This is a genomic window from Pseudomonas sp. HMWF006, from assembly GCF_003061205.1.
Classification (GTDB): domain Bacteria; phylum Pseudomonadota; class Gammaproteobacteria; order Pseudomonadales; family Pseudomonadaceae; genus Aquipseudomonas; species Aquipseudomonas monsensis.
On record NZ_QAIU01000130.1, the window covers coordinates 1 to 16,130 of the forward strand.

12 protein-coding genes and 1 pseudogene are annotated in these 16,130 nt (G+C 57.9%); 7 read left to right on the forward strand and 6 right to left on the reverse strand.

The genetic code is table 11. The features are described from left to right. Nucleotides 1-1,006 (forward strand): ATP-binding protein (locus tag DBR24_RS04985; RefSeq protein ID WP_128614082.1); only part of this gene is annotated, 1,006 nt, incomplete at its 5' end. Between the two features lie 29 nt (nucleotides 1,007-1,035). Here the strand turns inward: DBR24_RS04985 and DBR24_RS04990 are convergent. The 5 genes from DBR24_RS04990 to DBR24_RS05010 are packed head-to-tail and all read right to left on the reverse strand — an operon-like array spanning nucleotide 1,036 to nucleotide 7,589. Further along, complete coding sequence (locus DBR24_RS04990; protein WP_103304982.1) at nucleotides 1,036-1,413, reverse strand: response regulator; 378 nt, start codon at nucleotides 1,411-1,413, stop codon at nucleotides 1,036-1,038. 44 nt (nucleotides 1,414-1,457) lie between these two features. Next, entirely contained in the window at nucleotides 1,458-2,672 is a 1,215-nt protein-coding gene (locus DBR24_RS04995) for a hybrid sensor histidine kinase/response regulator (RefSeq protein ID WP_123468519.1), read from the reverse strand. Beyond that, nucleotides 2,666-3,259 (reverse strand): chemotaxis protein CheB, encoded by a 594-nt coding sequence (locus DBR24_RS05000; RefSeq protein ID WP_128614083.1) that lies wholly within the window; start codon nucleotides 3,257-3,259, stop codon nucleotides 2,666-2,668. The genes DBR24_RS04995 and DBR24_RS05000 overlap by 7 nt, the downstream gene beginning before the upstream one ends. Next, a complete protein-coding gene (locus tag DBR24_RS05005; protein ID WP_123468515.1) occupies nucleotides 3,256-4,089 on the reverse strand; it encodes a protein-glutamate O-methyltransferase CheR in 834 nt (277 codons plus the stop codon). The genes DBR24_RS05000 and DBR24_RS05005 overlap by 4 nt, the downstream gene beginning before the upstream one ends. Then, the gene (locus tag DBR24_RS05010; RefSeq protein WP_128614084.1) at nucleotides 4,089-7,589 is read right to left on the reverse strand and encodes a response regulator; all 3,501 of its coding nucleotides are present in this window, start codon (nucleotides 7,587-7,589) and stop codon (nucleotides 4,089-4,091) included. Before DBR24_RS05010 ends, DBR24_RS05005 begins: the two co-directional genes overlap by 1 nt. A 264-nt stretch (nucleotides 7,590-7,853) precedes the next feature. Between DBR24_RS05010 and DBR24_RS05015 the strand changes: the two genes are divergently transcribed. Then, a complete protein-coding gene (locus tag DBR24_RS05015) occupies nucleotides 7,854-8,216 on the forward strand; it encodes a response regulator (RefSeq protein ID WP_128614085.1) in 363 nt (120 codons plus the stop codon). Between the two features lie 76 nt (nucleotides 8,217-8,292). Here the strand turns inward: DBR24_RS05015 and DBR24_RS05020 are convergent, their stop codons facing one another. Next, nucleotides 8,293-10,626, reverse strand: a complete 2,334-nt coding sequence (locus DBR24_RS05020) for a hypothetical protein (RefSeq protein ID WP_128614086.1) — start codon at nucleotides 10,624-10,626, stop codon at nucleotides 8,293-8,295. A gap of 248 nt (nucleotides 10,627-10,874) precedes the next feature. Between DBR24_RS05020 and DBR24_RS05025 the strand changes: the two genes are divergently transcribed. The 5 genes and pseudogenes from DBR24_RS05025 to DBR24_RS05045 all read left to right on the forward strand — a co-directional run. After that, on the forward strand, nucleotides 10,875-12,167 hold the full coding sequence (locus DBR24_RS05025) for a glycosyltransferase (RefSeq protein WP_128614087.1): 1,293 nt from the start codon (nucleotides 10,875-10,877) through the stop codon (nucleotides 12,165-12,167). A gap of 170 nt (nucleotides 12,168-12,337) precedes the next feature. Continuing rightward, nucleotides 12,338-13,189: a phospholipase gene (locus tag DBR24_RS05030; RefSeq protein WP_371921232.1), complete on the forward strand. Its 852-nt coding sequence runs from the start codon at nucleotides 12,338-12,340 to the stop codon at nucleotides 13,187-13,189. A gap of 88 nt (nucleotides 13,190-13,277) precedes the next feature. Beyond that, nucleotides 13,278-14,183, forward strand: a complete 906-nt coding sequence (locus DBR24_RS05035) for an AraC family transcriptional regulator (RefSeq protein ID WP_123468503.1) — start codon at nucleotides 13,278-13,280, stop codon at nucleotides 14,181-14,183. Between the two features lie 241 nt (nucleotides 14,184-14,424). Beyond that, complete coding sequence (locus DBR24_RS05040; protein ID WP_128614089.1) at nucleotides 14,425-15,735, forward strand: sugar ABC transporter substrate-binding protein; 1,311 nt, start codon at nucleotides 14,425-14,427, stop codon at nucleotides 15,733-15,735. A 174-nt stretch (nucleotides 15,736-15,909) separates the two neighbouring features. Then, nucleotides 15,910-16,130, forward strand: a pseudogene (locus DBR24_RS05045) (sugar ABC transporter permease); the annotation flags it as partial.

The following is a 16,130-nucleotide window of genomic DNA, read 5'->3' on the forward strand; positions in this document are numbered from 1 at the left end:
CCTCGACAGCCTGATCGACCTGGGCGTCACCTCGGCCAACCGCGCGGCGGGCCTGACCCACCGTCTCTTGGCATTTTCCCGCCGGCAATCGCTCGACTCCAAAGCCGTGCAAATGAACGCACTGGTGGAGTCAATGGGCGAACTGCTGCAACGCAGCCTCAACGAAAGCATCCAGCTGGACATGCGTCTGAATGACCGGCTGTGGGTAGCCGAGGCGGATCCGAATCAACTGGAAAGCGCTCTGCTCAACCTTGTGCTCAATGCCCGCGACGCGATGCCCGAGGGCGGCAAACTGGTGGTCGAGACCAGCAATCAGGTCCTGGACCGCGAACTCACCGAGGCCTACGACAACCTGGAACCCGGCGATTACGTGATGCTCAGCGTTACCGACAATGGCAGCGGCATGCCACAGAGCGTGATCAGTCGGGCGTTCGACCCGTTTTTCACCACCAAGCCCATCGGTCAGGGTACCGGCCTGGGTCTGTCGATGATCTACGGTTTCAGCAAACAATCGCGTGGTCACGTCTCGATCGACAGCGAAATTGATCAGGGCACCACCGTCAAACTCTATCTGCCGCGCTTTCGCGGTGAAGAACTCTCGCGCTCCGAAGACATCGCTCATCAGGCGCCCGAGGCACTGCATGGTGAAACCGTGCTGATCGTCGAAGACGACCCGGCCGTGCGCTTGCTGGTCAGCGCGGTGCTCAGTGAACTGGGTTATGCCTTCGTCGAGGCCAGCGATGCCGATGGCGCGGTACCGATCCTCAACTCAACCCAGCGCATCGACCTGCTGATCAGTGATGTCGGCCTGCCGGGCATGAATGGCCGGCAACTGGCAGAGGTCGGACGGCAGTACCGTCCGGGTCTCAAGGTCTTGTTCATTACCGGGTATGCCGAGCATGCGGCCGTGCGCGGCGGGTTCCTCGACTCCGGGATGCAGATGATCACCAAGCCTTTCACCTTCGATCTGCTCACCGCCAAGGTGCGCGAGATGATCAATACCTGAACAGCGCCTGTAGAGGGGCGCTGATGAGGTCAGGCGAGCAGTTCCTGGATTTTTTCCTGCAAAACGTCCAGATCGAAGGGCTTTTCCAGAATCGGCGCCTTGCGCGTGATCGGGCTGCCGGTCTCGCGGATTTCCTGCGGGTAACCGCTGATAAAGATCACTTTGAGATCGGGTCGCAGCTTCACGGCGGGTTCGGCGATCTGCACGCCGGAAATGCCGCCAGGCAGGCGAAAATCGGTGATCAACATGTCCAGATGCGGTTTGCTCGCAAGAATTTCGAACGCCTGCTCGCCGTTTTCGGCCTGCAATACGCGATACCCCTGCCCCGACAAGTAATCCGTCAGGATCATCAAGATAACCGGTTCGTCCTCGACGACGAGTACTACATCTTGTGCATCTACGCTCATGGGAAGCCTTTGTTCGGTCAATAGCTGCTGATACGACCGTGCGGTCACTCAGAGGTTGCGTCGGATTTGCCGTTTTCCTGGATTGGCAGACAAACGCGAAACAGGGCGCCTTCGTTGATTTCACTCTCGACGACGATGGAACCGCCATGGGCGGCGACGATCTGCTCGGAAATGAACAGACCCAGCCCGAGCCCGGCCACTACCGTCTTGGCGGAGACCCGTTCGAACTGTTGGAAAATACGTTTCTGATTCTCGGCACTGATGCCGATGCCGCGGTCCTGAACCTCGACCCGCGCCTCATCGCCTTCACGGTAAACGCGCACCTGGATCGGGCTTCGGCCGCCGTAACGCAGGGCATTGGTCAGCAGGTTGGACACCACCTGCTCGATACGGAACTCGTCCCAGTGACCTTCCACCGGCGCCGGCGCGGTGAAAATCACTTCGGTTTCCGCCGCCTCCATTTGTTGGGCAAAGTTCTGCAGCAGGTTGGCCACCAACTGCGACAGATCGAAACGGTTCGGCCGGATCGACAGTTTGCCGGTACGGATGCGCGAGACATCGAGCATGTCTTCGATCAGGCGAATCAGGCTTTTGATCTGGCGCTCGTCGCGGTCGACCATCGCGTGCATTTTGTCGAGGGTGAACGCGGCGGCGTTGTCCCGCGCCAGGTGCATCTTGCGCAACTGGGTTTCCAGGATCAGGCCGTTGAGTGGCGTGCGTACTTCGTGGGCGACGATGGACATGAAGTCGTCGCGCATGCGCACCGCCTGCTCCAGTTCCAGCTGAGTGCTCTGCAGTTGTTGCAGCAGCGCTTCCTGCTCACGGCGCGCCTGCTCCAAGGCTTCGACCTGTTGCTTCATGGCCTTGCTCTGGCGGTAGAGGTCGACGAAGACGTTGACCTTGCTCTTTACCGCGTGGATATCCAGCGGTTTGTGCAAGAAGTCCACCGCCCCGCTCTCGTAGCCCTTGAACGCGTAGTTCAGTTCACGGCCGGCGGCGCTGACGAAGATGATCGGAATGTTTTTGGTTTTCTCGGTGCCGCGCATCAACTCGGCGAGTTCAAAGCCGTTCATGCCCGGCATTTGCACGTCGAGGATGGCCATGGCGAATTCGTGCTGCAACAACAGCGACAGTGCCTCGTCCGCTGACAGCGCCTTGTACACGCTGCGGTCTTCGCGCTTGATCAGCGCTTCGAGCGCCAGAAGGTTTTCCGGCAGATCGTCGACGATCAGCAGTTTGGCTTGGATATTACTCAGCATGCGATTCGTTCCAGCTCGACAAGCAGACGGCCGATGCCGTGAATGGGTAGGACATGGTCCGGCTGCTGCAGTTTCAGCGCAGCCCGGGGCATGGTGGCGACTTGCGCCTCTTCGGGATCCTGGACAATGGTCAGACCGCCACGGTGTTTGACTTGCGCCAGGCCGCGCGCGCCATCGTGATTGGCGCCGGTCAGCAGAACGGCGGCCAGCGCGGGACCGTAGACGTCGGCGGCCGATTCGAACAGGTAGTCAATCGACGGCCGCGAATGATGCACGCGATCTTCAAGGCTCAACGACAGGCTGCGATCTTCCTCCACGGACAGGTGATAGCCCGGCGTCGCGAAATAAACGGTGCCGGCAGCAATGTCCTGTTTGTCGACGGCCTCGTGCACCGGCATCTCCAACCGCCGGGAGAAAACTTCGGCCAACAGGCTGCGACGTTCTTCCGGCAAGTGCAGGACGACAATGATCGGCAGCGCGTAGCCCCGGCGCAGCGGCCCGAGCAGCGCCAGCAACGCTTCGACGCCACCGGCGGAAGCCCCGACCACAATCGCCTCGACGCGAGGCAAATCCACGGTCTCGCTCATGATTTGCGGTAGATCCGTTCTTGCTTCACCAGTGGCTCGAACTGATTGGCATAGCTGGAAAAATCCAGCGTCTCTTTGCTGCCCAGCACCAGGAAACCGCGATGGCAAAGCGATTCATGGAACAGCCCGAAAGCGCGGTCCTGCAGTTTCTTGTTGAAATAGATCAGCACGTTACGGCAGGAAATCAATTGGGTTTCCGAGAACACGCTGTCGGTCGCCAGACTGTGGTCGGCAAACGTCACGTTTTCGCACAGGCTCTTGTCGAAAATCGCATAGCCATAAGCAGCCGTGTAGTAGTCGGAAAACGAGCTCTGGCCGCCGGCCTGCTGGTAGTTGGCGGTGTACGCCCGGACGTTCTCCATCGAGAAAATCCCCTGCTTGGCCTTTTCCAGCGAGCGCGGATTGATGTCGGTGGCATAAATGATCGTGCGATCGAGCAAGCCTTCCTCGCGCAGCAGGATCGCCATCGAATAGACCTCCTCGCCCGTGCTGCACCCGGCGATCCAGATCTTGATCGACGGATAGGTGCGCAGCAACGGCACCACTTCCTTGCGAATGGCGAGGAAGTGCGACGGATCGCGGAACATCTCGCTGACCGGAATCGTCAGCAACTGCAACAACTGCATGAACGCGGTCGGATCGTGCAGGACCTTTTCCTGCAGCGCCGAAATGGTTGCGCATTCGAACTGGGTCAACGCGTGTTGTACCCGGCGCTTGATCGAGGCGCCGGAGTAATCGCGAAAATCGTAGCTGTACTTGAGGTAGATAGCCTCGATCAGCAAGCGCAATTCAATTTCGCTGTTTCGTTCAACGGAGCTACTGCGTTCCACTAAATGCGTTCCATTTTCGGTAACCACACGCGAATCAGCGAGAACAGGCGATCCAGGTCGATGGGCTTGGCCAGGTAATCATTGGCGCCCGCCTGCAGGCAACGCTCCTGATCATCCTTCATGGCCTTGGCCGTTACCGCGATGATCGGCAGTTTGCGCCAGCGCGGATCTTTGCGGATTTCCGTGGTGGCTTCAAAACCATCCATTTCCGGCATCATCACGTCCATCAGCACCAGGTCGATGTCCTCGACTTCATTGAGTTTTTCAATCGCCTCACGGCCGTTACGACCGATCAGCACGACTGCGCCCTTGTGTTCCAGCGCACTGGTCAGGGCGAAAATGTTGCGCACATCGTCGTCCACCAGCAGCACCTTGCGACCTTCGAAGACCTTGTCGCGGCTGCGCGCAGTCTTGAGCATCTTCTGCCTTTCATGGGACAACTGCGATTCGACTTTGTGCAGAAAGAGTGTGACCTCATCCAGCAAACGCTCAGGCGAGCGTGCGCCCTTGATGATGATCGAGCGCGAATACTTGCGCAGATCGGCTTCTTCATCGCGCGTCAGGTTGCGCCCGGTGTAGACAATCACCGGCGGGAACGAGCAGATATCTTCGGTGGACATACGCTTGAGCAACTCGTTGCCGAGCATGTCCGGCAGCTTCAGGTCGATGACCATGCAGTCGTAGATCGTTGTGCGCAACAGCTCGAGAGCGTCCTGGGCCAGGCCCACGGCGGTGATTTCGATGTCTTCATCGCCGATCAGGCGTGCAATGCTTTCGCGCTGCAGGTCGTCATCCTCGACCAGCAGCACGCGTTTGACCTTCTGCGTCAGCTTGGCTTCGAGACGGGCAAACACGTCCTTGAGTTCTTCGCGAGTGGTCGGTTTGACCGCATAACCGATGGCGCCCATGTGCATCGCCGCTTCGACGCGGTCCTCGACCGAGATCACGTGCACCGGAATGTGCCGAGTGCCGGGATGCTCTTTCAGGCGCTGCAACACGGTCAGGCCGGAATGGTCCGGCAGACGCATGTCGAGCAGGATTGCATCCGGGACGAACTCGCTCGCCAGGTTATAACCCTCGTCCGCACCGTGGGCGACCAGGCACTGATAACCCAGTTCATGCGCCAGGTCGTAGAGGATATGGGCGAAATTCGGCTCGTCCTCCACCACCAGAATGCAGCGGGTGGTGAACGGCGCCTTGTCGCGATCATCGGCAAACCGTGGAATGTGCACCGGAGCCATCGGCGATGCCGCAGGTACGACCGGCGCGCTGACCACCGGGGTCGGCAACGGCGGCGGTGTATAGGCCATCGGTGTGTTCGGGATTCTGGCTGACTCGCTGTACTGCTGCGGCAGCACCAGGGTGAACACACTGCCCTGCCCCGGGGCACTGCTGACACTGATCGAGCCGCCCAGCAGCGTGGCCAGATCCCGCGAGATCGACAACCCCAGGCCGGTGCCGCCGTATTTGCGGTTGGTCGTGCCATCGGCCTGCCGGAACGCTTCGAAAATGCTTTCCTGCTGATCGGCGGCAATGCCGATACCCGAATCGCGCACGATGAATGCGACACGATTATCGGGCTGGCCAGTGATGGTCAGGCTGACCGCGCCCGCTTCGGTGAACTTCACGGCGTTGGACAGCAGATTTTTGATCACTTGCTCCAGACGCTGGCGGTCAGTGAACAGGGTCACCGGTGCGTCCGGTTGCAAGTCAACGCTGAAGGTCAGGCGCTTGTCCGCCGCCAGCGGTTCGAACACGTTGCGCAGGCTGTCTGCCAGACGCGCGACACTGGTGTTCTCCGGAATCACTTCCAGTTTCCCCGCCTCGACCTTGGAAATGTCGAGAATGTCGTTGATCAGGTTCAGCAGATCGTTACCGGCCGAGTAAATCGATTCGGCAAATTTCACCTGCTCGGCAGTGAGGTTGTCCTGCGGGTTTTCCGCCAGCAGCTTGGCCAGAATCAGCGAACTGTTCAGCGGTGTGCGCAGTTCGTGGGACATGTTGGCGAGGAACTCGGACTTGTACTTGCTCGAGCGCTGCAGTTCTTCGGCGCGCTCTTCGAGCTGCACCTGGGCCTGATTGAGTTCGGTGTTCTTCAGATCCATCGCATCGCGCTGTTCGGCCAGGGTTTGCGCCTGCTCGGCCAGCTGTTCGTTGGTCTGCTCCAGCTCGATCTGCTGGGTTTCCAGATGCGCCTGGGATTCCTTGAGAATCCTCGACTGTTCTTCCAGCTCTTCGTTGGCGGTTTTCAGTTCTTCCTGCTGCACCTGCAACTCTTCGTTGAGCTGCTGGGTTTCGGCGAGGACTTCCTGCAAGCGCTGGCGATAGCGTGCCGCTTCGATGGACGTGCCAATGTTGCCGGCGATCAGTTCCAGCAGTTCGATATCGCGATCGTTCAGCGGGCGCAGGAAGCCCAGTTCGATCACGCCGTTGACCCGGTCATCATCGCTGGTCGGCACGACCAGTACGCTGTGCGGCAGGCCTTCACCCAGACCGGAGCTGACCTTGAAGTAATCGGACGGCACCGAATCAAGGCGAATCAACCGCGCATGGCGGGCCACCTGACCAACGATGCCTTCGTCATTGTTGATCGACTGGTCCTTCTCCTCTTGCTCGCGGGAGAAACCGTAAGTCGCCACGCGCTTGAGGCCGCCGTGTTCTTCACGCACATACAGCGCGGCCACGGCCGTACCGAGGTATTGCGCGCAGAATTGCAGAATATTGCGACCCAACAGATTGAGCGTGAGTTGGCCCAGCACTTGCTCGGCGAGTTCAGTCTGACCGTTACGCAGCCAGGCCTGTTGCTCCAGGCGTGCGGCACTGGCTTGCTGGGCGGCCAGGTTGGCGCTGTAGTTGGTCGACAGATTGACCAGATCGCGGCGGCCGATGTAGGCCAGCAAGCCACTGATACCGGCGATAAACAACAGGTACAGGCTGATGCTCCAGATCGTGGTCCGGCGCACGTCCTCATTGCGCGTGGTGCGCAGCATCTGCTCGGTGTCAATCACGTCTTCGAATTGCTTGCGAATCTCGTCCGTCAGCCGCTTGCCCCGCCCCGCCTTGACCGCGCCGCGGTAATCGCCGCTGGAACGCTGCAGATCGATCATCGTTTGCGCGTAGTTGGCCCACTCGACCTGCAACGCCTGCAGACGGCGCAGACGATCGGTTTGCACCGGATTATCGGCGGTCAGCTCAAGCAAGGTGTTGAGCGCCACATTGATTCGTGGCTTGGCGGTCTCGTACGGGTCGAGGAAATGCTCGTCGCCGCTGAGCAGGAATCCGCGCATGCCGGTTTCCAGATCCACGGTGAGTTTCACCGCTTCGTTGGCGTTATTGATCACCCGATCGGTGTGCTCGACCCACTGGATGACCGACAGCAGATAAGTGATCAGCGAGACGAAGAACACGGCACTGACCAGGCCGACGCCCAAGGGCAGGCTGATGTTGCGACTCAGGAGTTTACGAAACCGTTGTTCATCAACCGAAGACGGAGAGGACATGGGGCAGCCTTGTCGAACTGTTGAAAACCAGAGAGTTTGCCCCAAAACGGCACAGTGGTTCCATTTTTCTCATCGTTTTAGCAGTGATTTCCCGCTTTTGCCCGCGCTGACCCGGCGGTCAACGGTTATCCTTGCCGTCAGGTGTCTCGCGATTCTTTTTTGTATCCGTGCGGGAACTTGTGGCCATGCGCCACTTACTCATGCAAGAGCCCGGTACTTTTGATCGACCGGCGCCCCTGAATTTTACCTTTGAGAGCCCTGATTATGTCCGACACCCAGTCCATCATCCTTGTTGTAGAAGATGACAACATCGTGCGCATGTTGATCGTTGATGTGCTGGAGGAGTTGGGATTCAAAGTACTTGAGGCCGATGGCAGCGAGCAGGCCCTCGAGACGCTCAAGGATCCGGCCCTGCGCATTGATCTGATGATGACGGATGTCGGCCTGCCGGTGATGGATGGCCGCGAGCTGGCGACTCACGCCCGTCTCCTGCGCCCTGACCTGCCTATCCTGTTTGCCAGCGGCTACGCCGAAAGCATCGACGTGCCCGCCGACATGCACGTGATTGGCAAGCCCTTTTCGATTGACCAGTTGCGGGACAAGGTCACCAGCATTCTGAAACGATGAAACCCGCCGGCCATTGCAGTCATGCACAGTGCCCCGGAATAACCAGAGGGAACCCGCCCTCCGGTTATTTCAGCCTTTATTGATTCGCTCGATCGCGCTTCGCTTTTTGCCGCTCTCTGAACGCAGTGATGTCATCGCTGGTGACTTTGCCTGCTTCAGGTCGAGCAGGTGCGGAATCAGGCTGCACCGCCGGCACAATGGCCTCCTCAGCGCTGACCGCTTCGTTGCCAAAGTCGAGATCGGAGAACAGGTCATCTGCCCCCAGCGGCTGGCGGAGCTTGTTACCGACCTCGCGCCCGCCCCCCTTCAACGGATTGATATCACTTGCCGCGATGGCACGATTGATCGCTTTCGGGTTGGGTATGAACCTTCCGCGTGAGTCGTAGGCTCCCAGAATCAAGGCGGGAGGCAGATCGACGCCATAATTGATCTCCAGCGGTGGCAGGGTCTTCAAGCCGGAATCGGGACGAAAGGCCAATTCGGTATTGGCATACAGATGAAAACCTTCCAGCTGCCGTGCATCAATGAAATAGGTATGGCCGCCCTTTTGCCCGCCATAAACGAAGGCGCCAGCCCCATCCTTCTTATAAAAGGCGGAGGTGGAGATACCTGCGCCGTCGGGACTGAGCGCGTCATGTGCACCACCGTAACCGCCCTTTAAACCGTTGATTTCATCGAGGTGCCTGATCGGCGCGCGCTGAGTGAAACCCTTCTCGAAAATGATCGCCGGGTCGCGCATGTCTCCCCGGAACACGAAGCCCTGATAGACATAGCCTTTTTCCGGGCCGGAAAGACGCACAAGTTGGGTATTCGTCGCTAGTGTCTGTGCCACGTTCGGCCCGCCGGCCAGCTCCTGCAAATACCCGGCAACCAGCAAACCTTTGCCTGCCTCGGGTATTTGCTTGCCGGTGGTGCTCGCCAGTTGCTGGCGAAGCCGGGTTGCCGATCGGCGCAACACTGAAGGTCGATTACTGTTCTTGAGCGCCTGAAGCACCCGCCGGCTGATGTCTTTTTTGGCCAGGGCTGACAGGGCTTTGCCGAGTATTTTCTCAGCGATGGGGCCGGCCAGTTCAGCCAGCACGCCAATGGCTGCGTTGATTCTCAACCGCTCGGCCTCAGACGGGTCATCCGATATCCCGGCACGCACCAGATCCGTTGCAGAGGCCCCAAGCCCCAACAGAAAGGGAATCAGCATACGAATCGGCGCGGAAGCCAGCGCGCCTGTTCCGCCGTACGGCAAAGAGGCCGCAAACGCGATGCACTGCAGAAGATACCCTGCGGCTTCCAGGGCGATATCGGTGAGACGCTCAGCCTGAGTTGAAACCAGCGTGTCGATGTCTGCCAGCGCCCTGTCGACCTGACGATCGAACAACGCCTGGCCGATATCCGGGCGGGATTGAAAGACCAGTTCCCGATAATTGGGTCGGGTGACAAAAACAGGAAACTCCAGGCCTCGATATTTGAAATCACGTACATGGGGCTTTTGCTGATCGCGCAAGGGAATCCGTTTCAACAGGTGTTTCTGAAAGTCGCTGTTGTTTTCTACAAACGCTCCGCGGGCGTCGTGACCGGCGGGAAATTCGTAGGCAGCACTGTCTTCGCCCAGGAAGAACACCACACCGCGCCCAAGATTGCTGTGGCCAATAAATACGGCATTGTCGACCTTCAGATCAGGATCGCTGTGCAGATTGATGACGCGTGGCGCAATCAAGCCTTTGAGGTAATGGAAAGCAATAAGTTGATCGTCAGCAGAGCGCTTGTCGCTTTTGATGAACTCCACGACCAACTTGTTCAACTCGGCTTTTTTCAGCAGGCGAGCGAAGGCCGCCACTGCAGGGTTACTCAGGTTATCGCTGACGTAGTGTTTGAAGTCAGTCTGGTAGTCCGCGTCAGTGAAACTGTCAACCAGCGCTTGCGGATACTCGGCGGGCCATTGAACCTCGACCCCGTAAAAGGGTTTCAACTGACGCAAGTGATAGTCCGTGCAGATTTCTGCCAAGGTAAACGTCTTCTCTTTCCAGACAATCGGTTTTTTCTCCCCTTTGAGCGAATCACTGCGTTGGGGCGAGTCAAGATCGTAATATTTAACCGCTAACTCGGAGTCAAACTGAATTGTTTCGCGCAGCTTCTCGTCTTGCACAATTTTCAGCACTGTTTCATCAATGCAATCCCGAATAAAGCTGGCCGGGTCAAAACCCACAGGATCCGTGATGATCGCGCAGCCTTTCCAGACACTTTCCGCCAATTCCCTGGTATTTACACCGTCAAAAACATCATCTTGAGGCGCCGTCAGGCGGGCTGTTCGGGGATTCAGGGATAGTGCAACTTCTTCCAGTTCCGCCAATGGGTCCAGCAGCCACGACAACGAATCTTCGAAATCCTCATGAATTCCTGGCAAATACTTACTCATCATTAATCTCATGCGCACAGTATTAAAATGCAGGATGCATTTTTTTCACTACTGTCGGTGAACACAAAACTAACAACCCTTCTTCGCTTTCATAAAGACAATAGTTATTAGCATTCTTTACTTCAGCCACAACCCATCAACTATGGACTTTTATTAATCCGCTTGGCGAATCGCTGCATCCAGCCTTCGCGCCTGTGGTTTAATTGCGCCCGTTTATATGCCCCTACTGCTGCGAAGGAACATGTTTCATGACTCACCCCACTGCCACCAAAGTCCTGGTCATCGGTTACGTCTGGCCGGAACCGCGCTCTTCGGCGGCCAGCGGGCACGTCATGCAGATCCTCGAAACGCTCTTGCAACAAGGCTGGGAAGTCACCTTCAGCAGTCCGGCAAGCCCCGGCGAGCACATGGCGGATCTGGCAACGCTGGGCATTCGCGAAGTGCCGATCGAGCTCAACAACAGCAGCTTCGATACCTTCATCAGCGAACTGGCGCCGGATATCGTGTTGTTCGACCAGTTCATGATGGAGGAACAGTTCGGCTGGCGTGTTGAACAACATTGCCCGAACGCTCTGCGCGTGCTGGAGACGTCCGATCTGCAAAGCCTGCGTCATGCTCGCCATCAGCGTCTCAAGGATCGTCTGAAAAACAACAGTGATCAGGATGACTTCAGCGACCTGTTTGCACCGGCACTGCACGAAGAGTTCCTGTCCATGGCCGACAGCGATCTGGCCAAACGCGAAATCGCCGCGCTGTACCGCTGCGACCTGAACCTGATGATCTCCGCCGTGGAAATCGCCTTGCTGGTCGAGCAATTCGGCTTGCCACGGCATTTGCTGCATGAGTGCCCGCTGATGGTTGATTCGCCGAGCGCCCCGCCGCGGACATTTGCCGATCGCGCGCACTTTCTGAGCATTGGCAACTTCCGGCACGCACCCAACTGGGACGCAGTGCTCTGGATGAAATCCACAGTCTGGCCGCTGATTCGTCAGCAATTGCCGGATGCGCAGTTACACATTTACGGTGCTTACACGCCGCCCAAAGCCACAGCCCTGCATAACGCCGCGCAGGGTTTTCATGTGCTGAACCGGGCCGAAGATGCGTTGCAGGTAATGGCCGCGGCGCGGGTGTGCCTGGCCCCTCTGCGTTTTGGCGCGGGTATCAAAGGCAAATTGCTCGACGCCATGATGTGCGGTACGCCCAGCGTGACCACGCCGATTGGCGCTGAAGGCATGCGCGGCGATGCGCGCTGGCCCGGTGCGATCACACACAGTGCCCGCGAGTTCGCCACCCGGGCTGTTGCGCTGTATACCGACGAGGCGCTTTGGCAGGCAGCCCAACAGATAGGCAACACCTTGCTCGGTGAACGCTACCAACGCGCCATCCATGGTCCGGCGCTGATTGAAAAACTGCGTTATTGCCAACAGAACCTGCAAACTCTACGAGCACAGAACTTCATCGGCAGTATGCTGCGGCATCACTCGCACAAAAGCACACAATATATGTCGCAATGGATTGAAGCGAAGAACAAAAATAAATAAAGCGCAAAAAACATACTTGGCATCAAACACAATATAGCCAAGCTGCAAACTTTACTTTAGAACTTCCTGCCTGCGCCATGCACAACTTCAGCATTGGCGCAAAATCACTAAAACATGCAGGAAGCAAACAATTGAACAATCAAGTATTCAACTTTTCGCCGAATAACTGGATGGCGGCGACACCGCAGATCGACTCTTTATCGCTGCTGGAACTAACACTCCCCGGCACTCACAATGCCGGGAGTGACTGGCAGGCCTCGTACCCTTTTTTCGGACCACCCCGTCACTGGCTGGCGTGTCAGCACGATTCTTTTTATGCCCAGTTGCATAACGGTGCACGTGCGCTTGATATCCGCTTGAGTTGGGATCCCAAGGGTGTGGGGATTGGGAAATTCCGAGCCCAACACAACGGTTTTCTCAATTCAAGAACATTGGGCGACCTGCTGAGCGACACCAGAAATTTCCTCGATCGCAACCCGGACGAGTTCATTCTCATCGACTTTCACCAACTGGAAGGCGAAGGGTTCAACTTAGTCTACTTTCACGACATGGTCATTCACCTACTGGGCGATCGCATTATTCCTGCGCATAACCAACACCTCAGTCTGGGGCAACTTAAACGCATCAGTACGCAGCAACGGGTACTGGTCGCAGCGCCGTTGCCCAGAGAAGTGAATCGAAGCGTGTTTCTCGAACAGGTCATGCACAAGTGGAGCGGCAATGGCATCACCCATAGCGATGAGCTGCAGCACTACATCAGCGAAGTGATGAAAAGCCCGCCCGGGACCTGGAGACCGTGGTCGCTGTCCGCCACCAGTTACAGTGCTCTGGGTGGGCCGGTGGACATTCACCGTGAACTCGACCGCTGGTTTGATCCGCAAACCAGCGATTGGGCCATTAATTGCAACATCATCAATGTCGACTTCATCGAGGAAAGCCGGATTGTCGCGTACTGCCGGGCAGTGAACCTGAAAAAGGCCTTGGGCAGGCCCGCGTCCTATATGAGTCTGATGGCGGGGTAAGGCAACCGGACCAGCGCGTCTCAACGCTGGCAACCCACACGCCAAACGAGGCATGATCAAGGGGCGATAACAAAAAAAGTGCCTTGTCATGACCCGAACCGCCCGCGTGACCGACCCCTCCTACGAGTTGATGGATGACCACAACGGGTTGTCCATCATCTACCGTCAGCATGGTTTTCCTTGCCCGTTAGTGCGCTGGCACTTTCACAAGGAGTACGAACTTCACTTGATCGTCGCCAGTTCCGGCAAGGTGTTTATCGGCGACTACATCGGCAACTTTTTTCCTGAAACGCTGTTTCTCACCGGCCCCAACCTGCCGCACAACTGGATCAGCCAGGTGGAGGAAGGCGAAGTGGTCGAGAAACGCGACATGCTGGTCAACTTCACCGATGAGCTGTTCGACAGCGGACACCATGTGTTCGCCGAGCTCAAGACACTGGCTCCGCTACTGGAGCGCGCGCAGTACGGCATCGAATTTCGCAACAAACGCACGATTCGCCAGGCCATGACGTTGATGCAACGGATCGCCGACTCAGGAGGCATCACCCGTCTTGGGCACTTCTTCATCCTGATGGAATTGCTGGCGGCCAGTGACGACTATCAACTGCTGTCCGGCGCCACCACTCCGCAACTGGCCGACGAACACAATATCGACCGCACCAACCGCGCGGTGGATTACATCTTCGCCCACTACGCCAGGGAACTGCCGCTGGAAGAAGTGGCCGAGCACCTGGGCATGAAACCCACTTACTTCAGCCGCGTGTTCAAACAAGCCACCGGCCGCAACTTCATCGAGTTCGTCAATCGCCTGCGCATCAGCAAGTCCTGCGAATTACTGGCCGACGGCGACAAACCGGTGACCGAAGTGTGTTTCGAGTCGGGGTTCAACAACATCTCCAACTTCAACCGGCGTTTTCAGCAGCTCAAGGGCATGACGCCCTCGCATTATCGGCGCCTCGCGGTGCAGCGTCTGACTGAACAAAACCACGGCTGACAACACAATTCTCCCGCAGGTCTTGATCTGTTCAGAGTCGAAGACCTGTACTGACTGGATAACCCTTCCCTGGTTCTCGCCCGCAATCGCGAGTGCAAAAAAGTATCGGTTCAAGTGCTATGGATGATTTGTCAGCCCGACGAATGAACGCTGTAATCAGTGCACATTCTTCCTGCATTCGGAAGACACAAAAACAATAACTGTCCTTCTGCCGTCTCCGGGCGCAGAAAAGGAGTGCACGATGCAACCCACTGCAAAAGCTCTGCTTGCCCTCACCTGCATGACCCTAAGCAGCGTCAGCCTTGGCGCCCAGACCCTGACCATCGCCACCGTCAACAACAGCGACATGATTCGCATGCAGAAGCTCTCGAAAAACTTCGAGACCGAGCATCCGGACATCAAGCTCAATTGGGTGGTGCTGGAAGAAAACGTCCTGCGCCAACGCCTGACCACCGACATCGCTACCCAGGGCGGACAGTTCGATGTATTGACCATCGGCATGTACGAAGCTGCACTGTGGGGCGCCAAAGGCTGGCTGGAACCGATGAAGGATCTGCCGGCCAGTTATGCCCTCGACGATGTGTTCCCGTCGGTGCGCGAAGGCCTCTCGGTCAAAGGCTCGCTGTACGCCCTGCCGTTCTACGCCGAAAGCTCGATCACCTATTACCGTACCGACCTGTTCAAGGAGGCCGGCCTGACCATGCCCGAGCGTCCGACCTGGGAACAGATCGCCGGCTTCGCCGAAAAACTCACCCACAAGGATAAAGAGCAGTACGGCATCTGCCTGCGCGGCAAGGCCGGCTGGGGCGAGAACATGGCGTTGATCACCACGGTGGCCAACGCCTATGGCGCGCGCTGGTTCGATGAGAAATGGCAACCCGAATTCAACGGTCCGGAATGGAAAAACGCGCTGAACTTCTACGTGGACACCATGAAGAAATCCGGCCCGCCGGGCGCTTCGAGCAACGGTTTCAACGAAAACCTGGCGCTGTTCAACAGCGGTAAATGCGCGATCTGGGTCGACGCCAGCGTCGCCGGCTCGTTCGTCACCGACAAGACCCAGAGCAAGGTCGCCGACCACGTCGGCTTCACCTTTGCGCCCCATCAAGTCACCGACAAAGGTTCGGCGTGGCTGTACTCGTGGGCGCTGGCGATTCCGACCAGCTCCAAGGCCAAGGACGCCGCGAAAGCGTTCAGCGCCTGGGCCACATCCAAAGAGTACGGTGAACTGGTGGCCAAGACCGACGGCATCGCCAACGTACCGCCGGGCACCCGGGCCTCGACGTACAGCGACGCCTACATGAGCGCGGCGCCGTTCGCCAAGGTCACGCTGGAATCGCTGAAAGCGGCGGATCCGAGCAAACCGACGCTGAAACCGGTGCCTTACATCGGCATTCAACTGGTGACCATTCCCGAGTTTCAGGGCGTGGGTACCCAGGTCGGCAAGCTGTTTTCGGCGGCGCTGATCGGCCAGACCACGGTGGACCAGGCCCTGGCCGCCGCGCAGCAAACCACCGAACGCGAGATGAAGCGCGCCGGTTATCCCAAGTAACCGCCACTTAACCTGTGGGAGCTGGCTTGGCCAGCGATGGGGCCGGCACCTTCAACATTGATGTCGACTGCTCAATCGCCATCGCGGGCAAGCCCGCTCCCACAGGGTTCGCGTCGATGTCAGGAAGGTTGTCTTTCCTGAACATGTATCTGCACCCAAACGGTTGTGATCACCATGAATACTTCAACTGCCAAAGCCCACCTCGACCTGTCGCAACCCCAGCGTAAAAACCGTGTGGCCAATCCCGGCTGGTTTCTGGTCAGCCCGTCGGTGGCCCTATTGCTGCTGTGGATGATCGTGCCGCTGGGCATGACCCTTTACTTCTCGGTGATTCGCTACAACCTGCTCGATCCGGGGGTGAACGAATTCATCGGGCTGGAGAACTTCAGCTACTT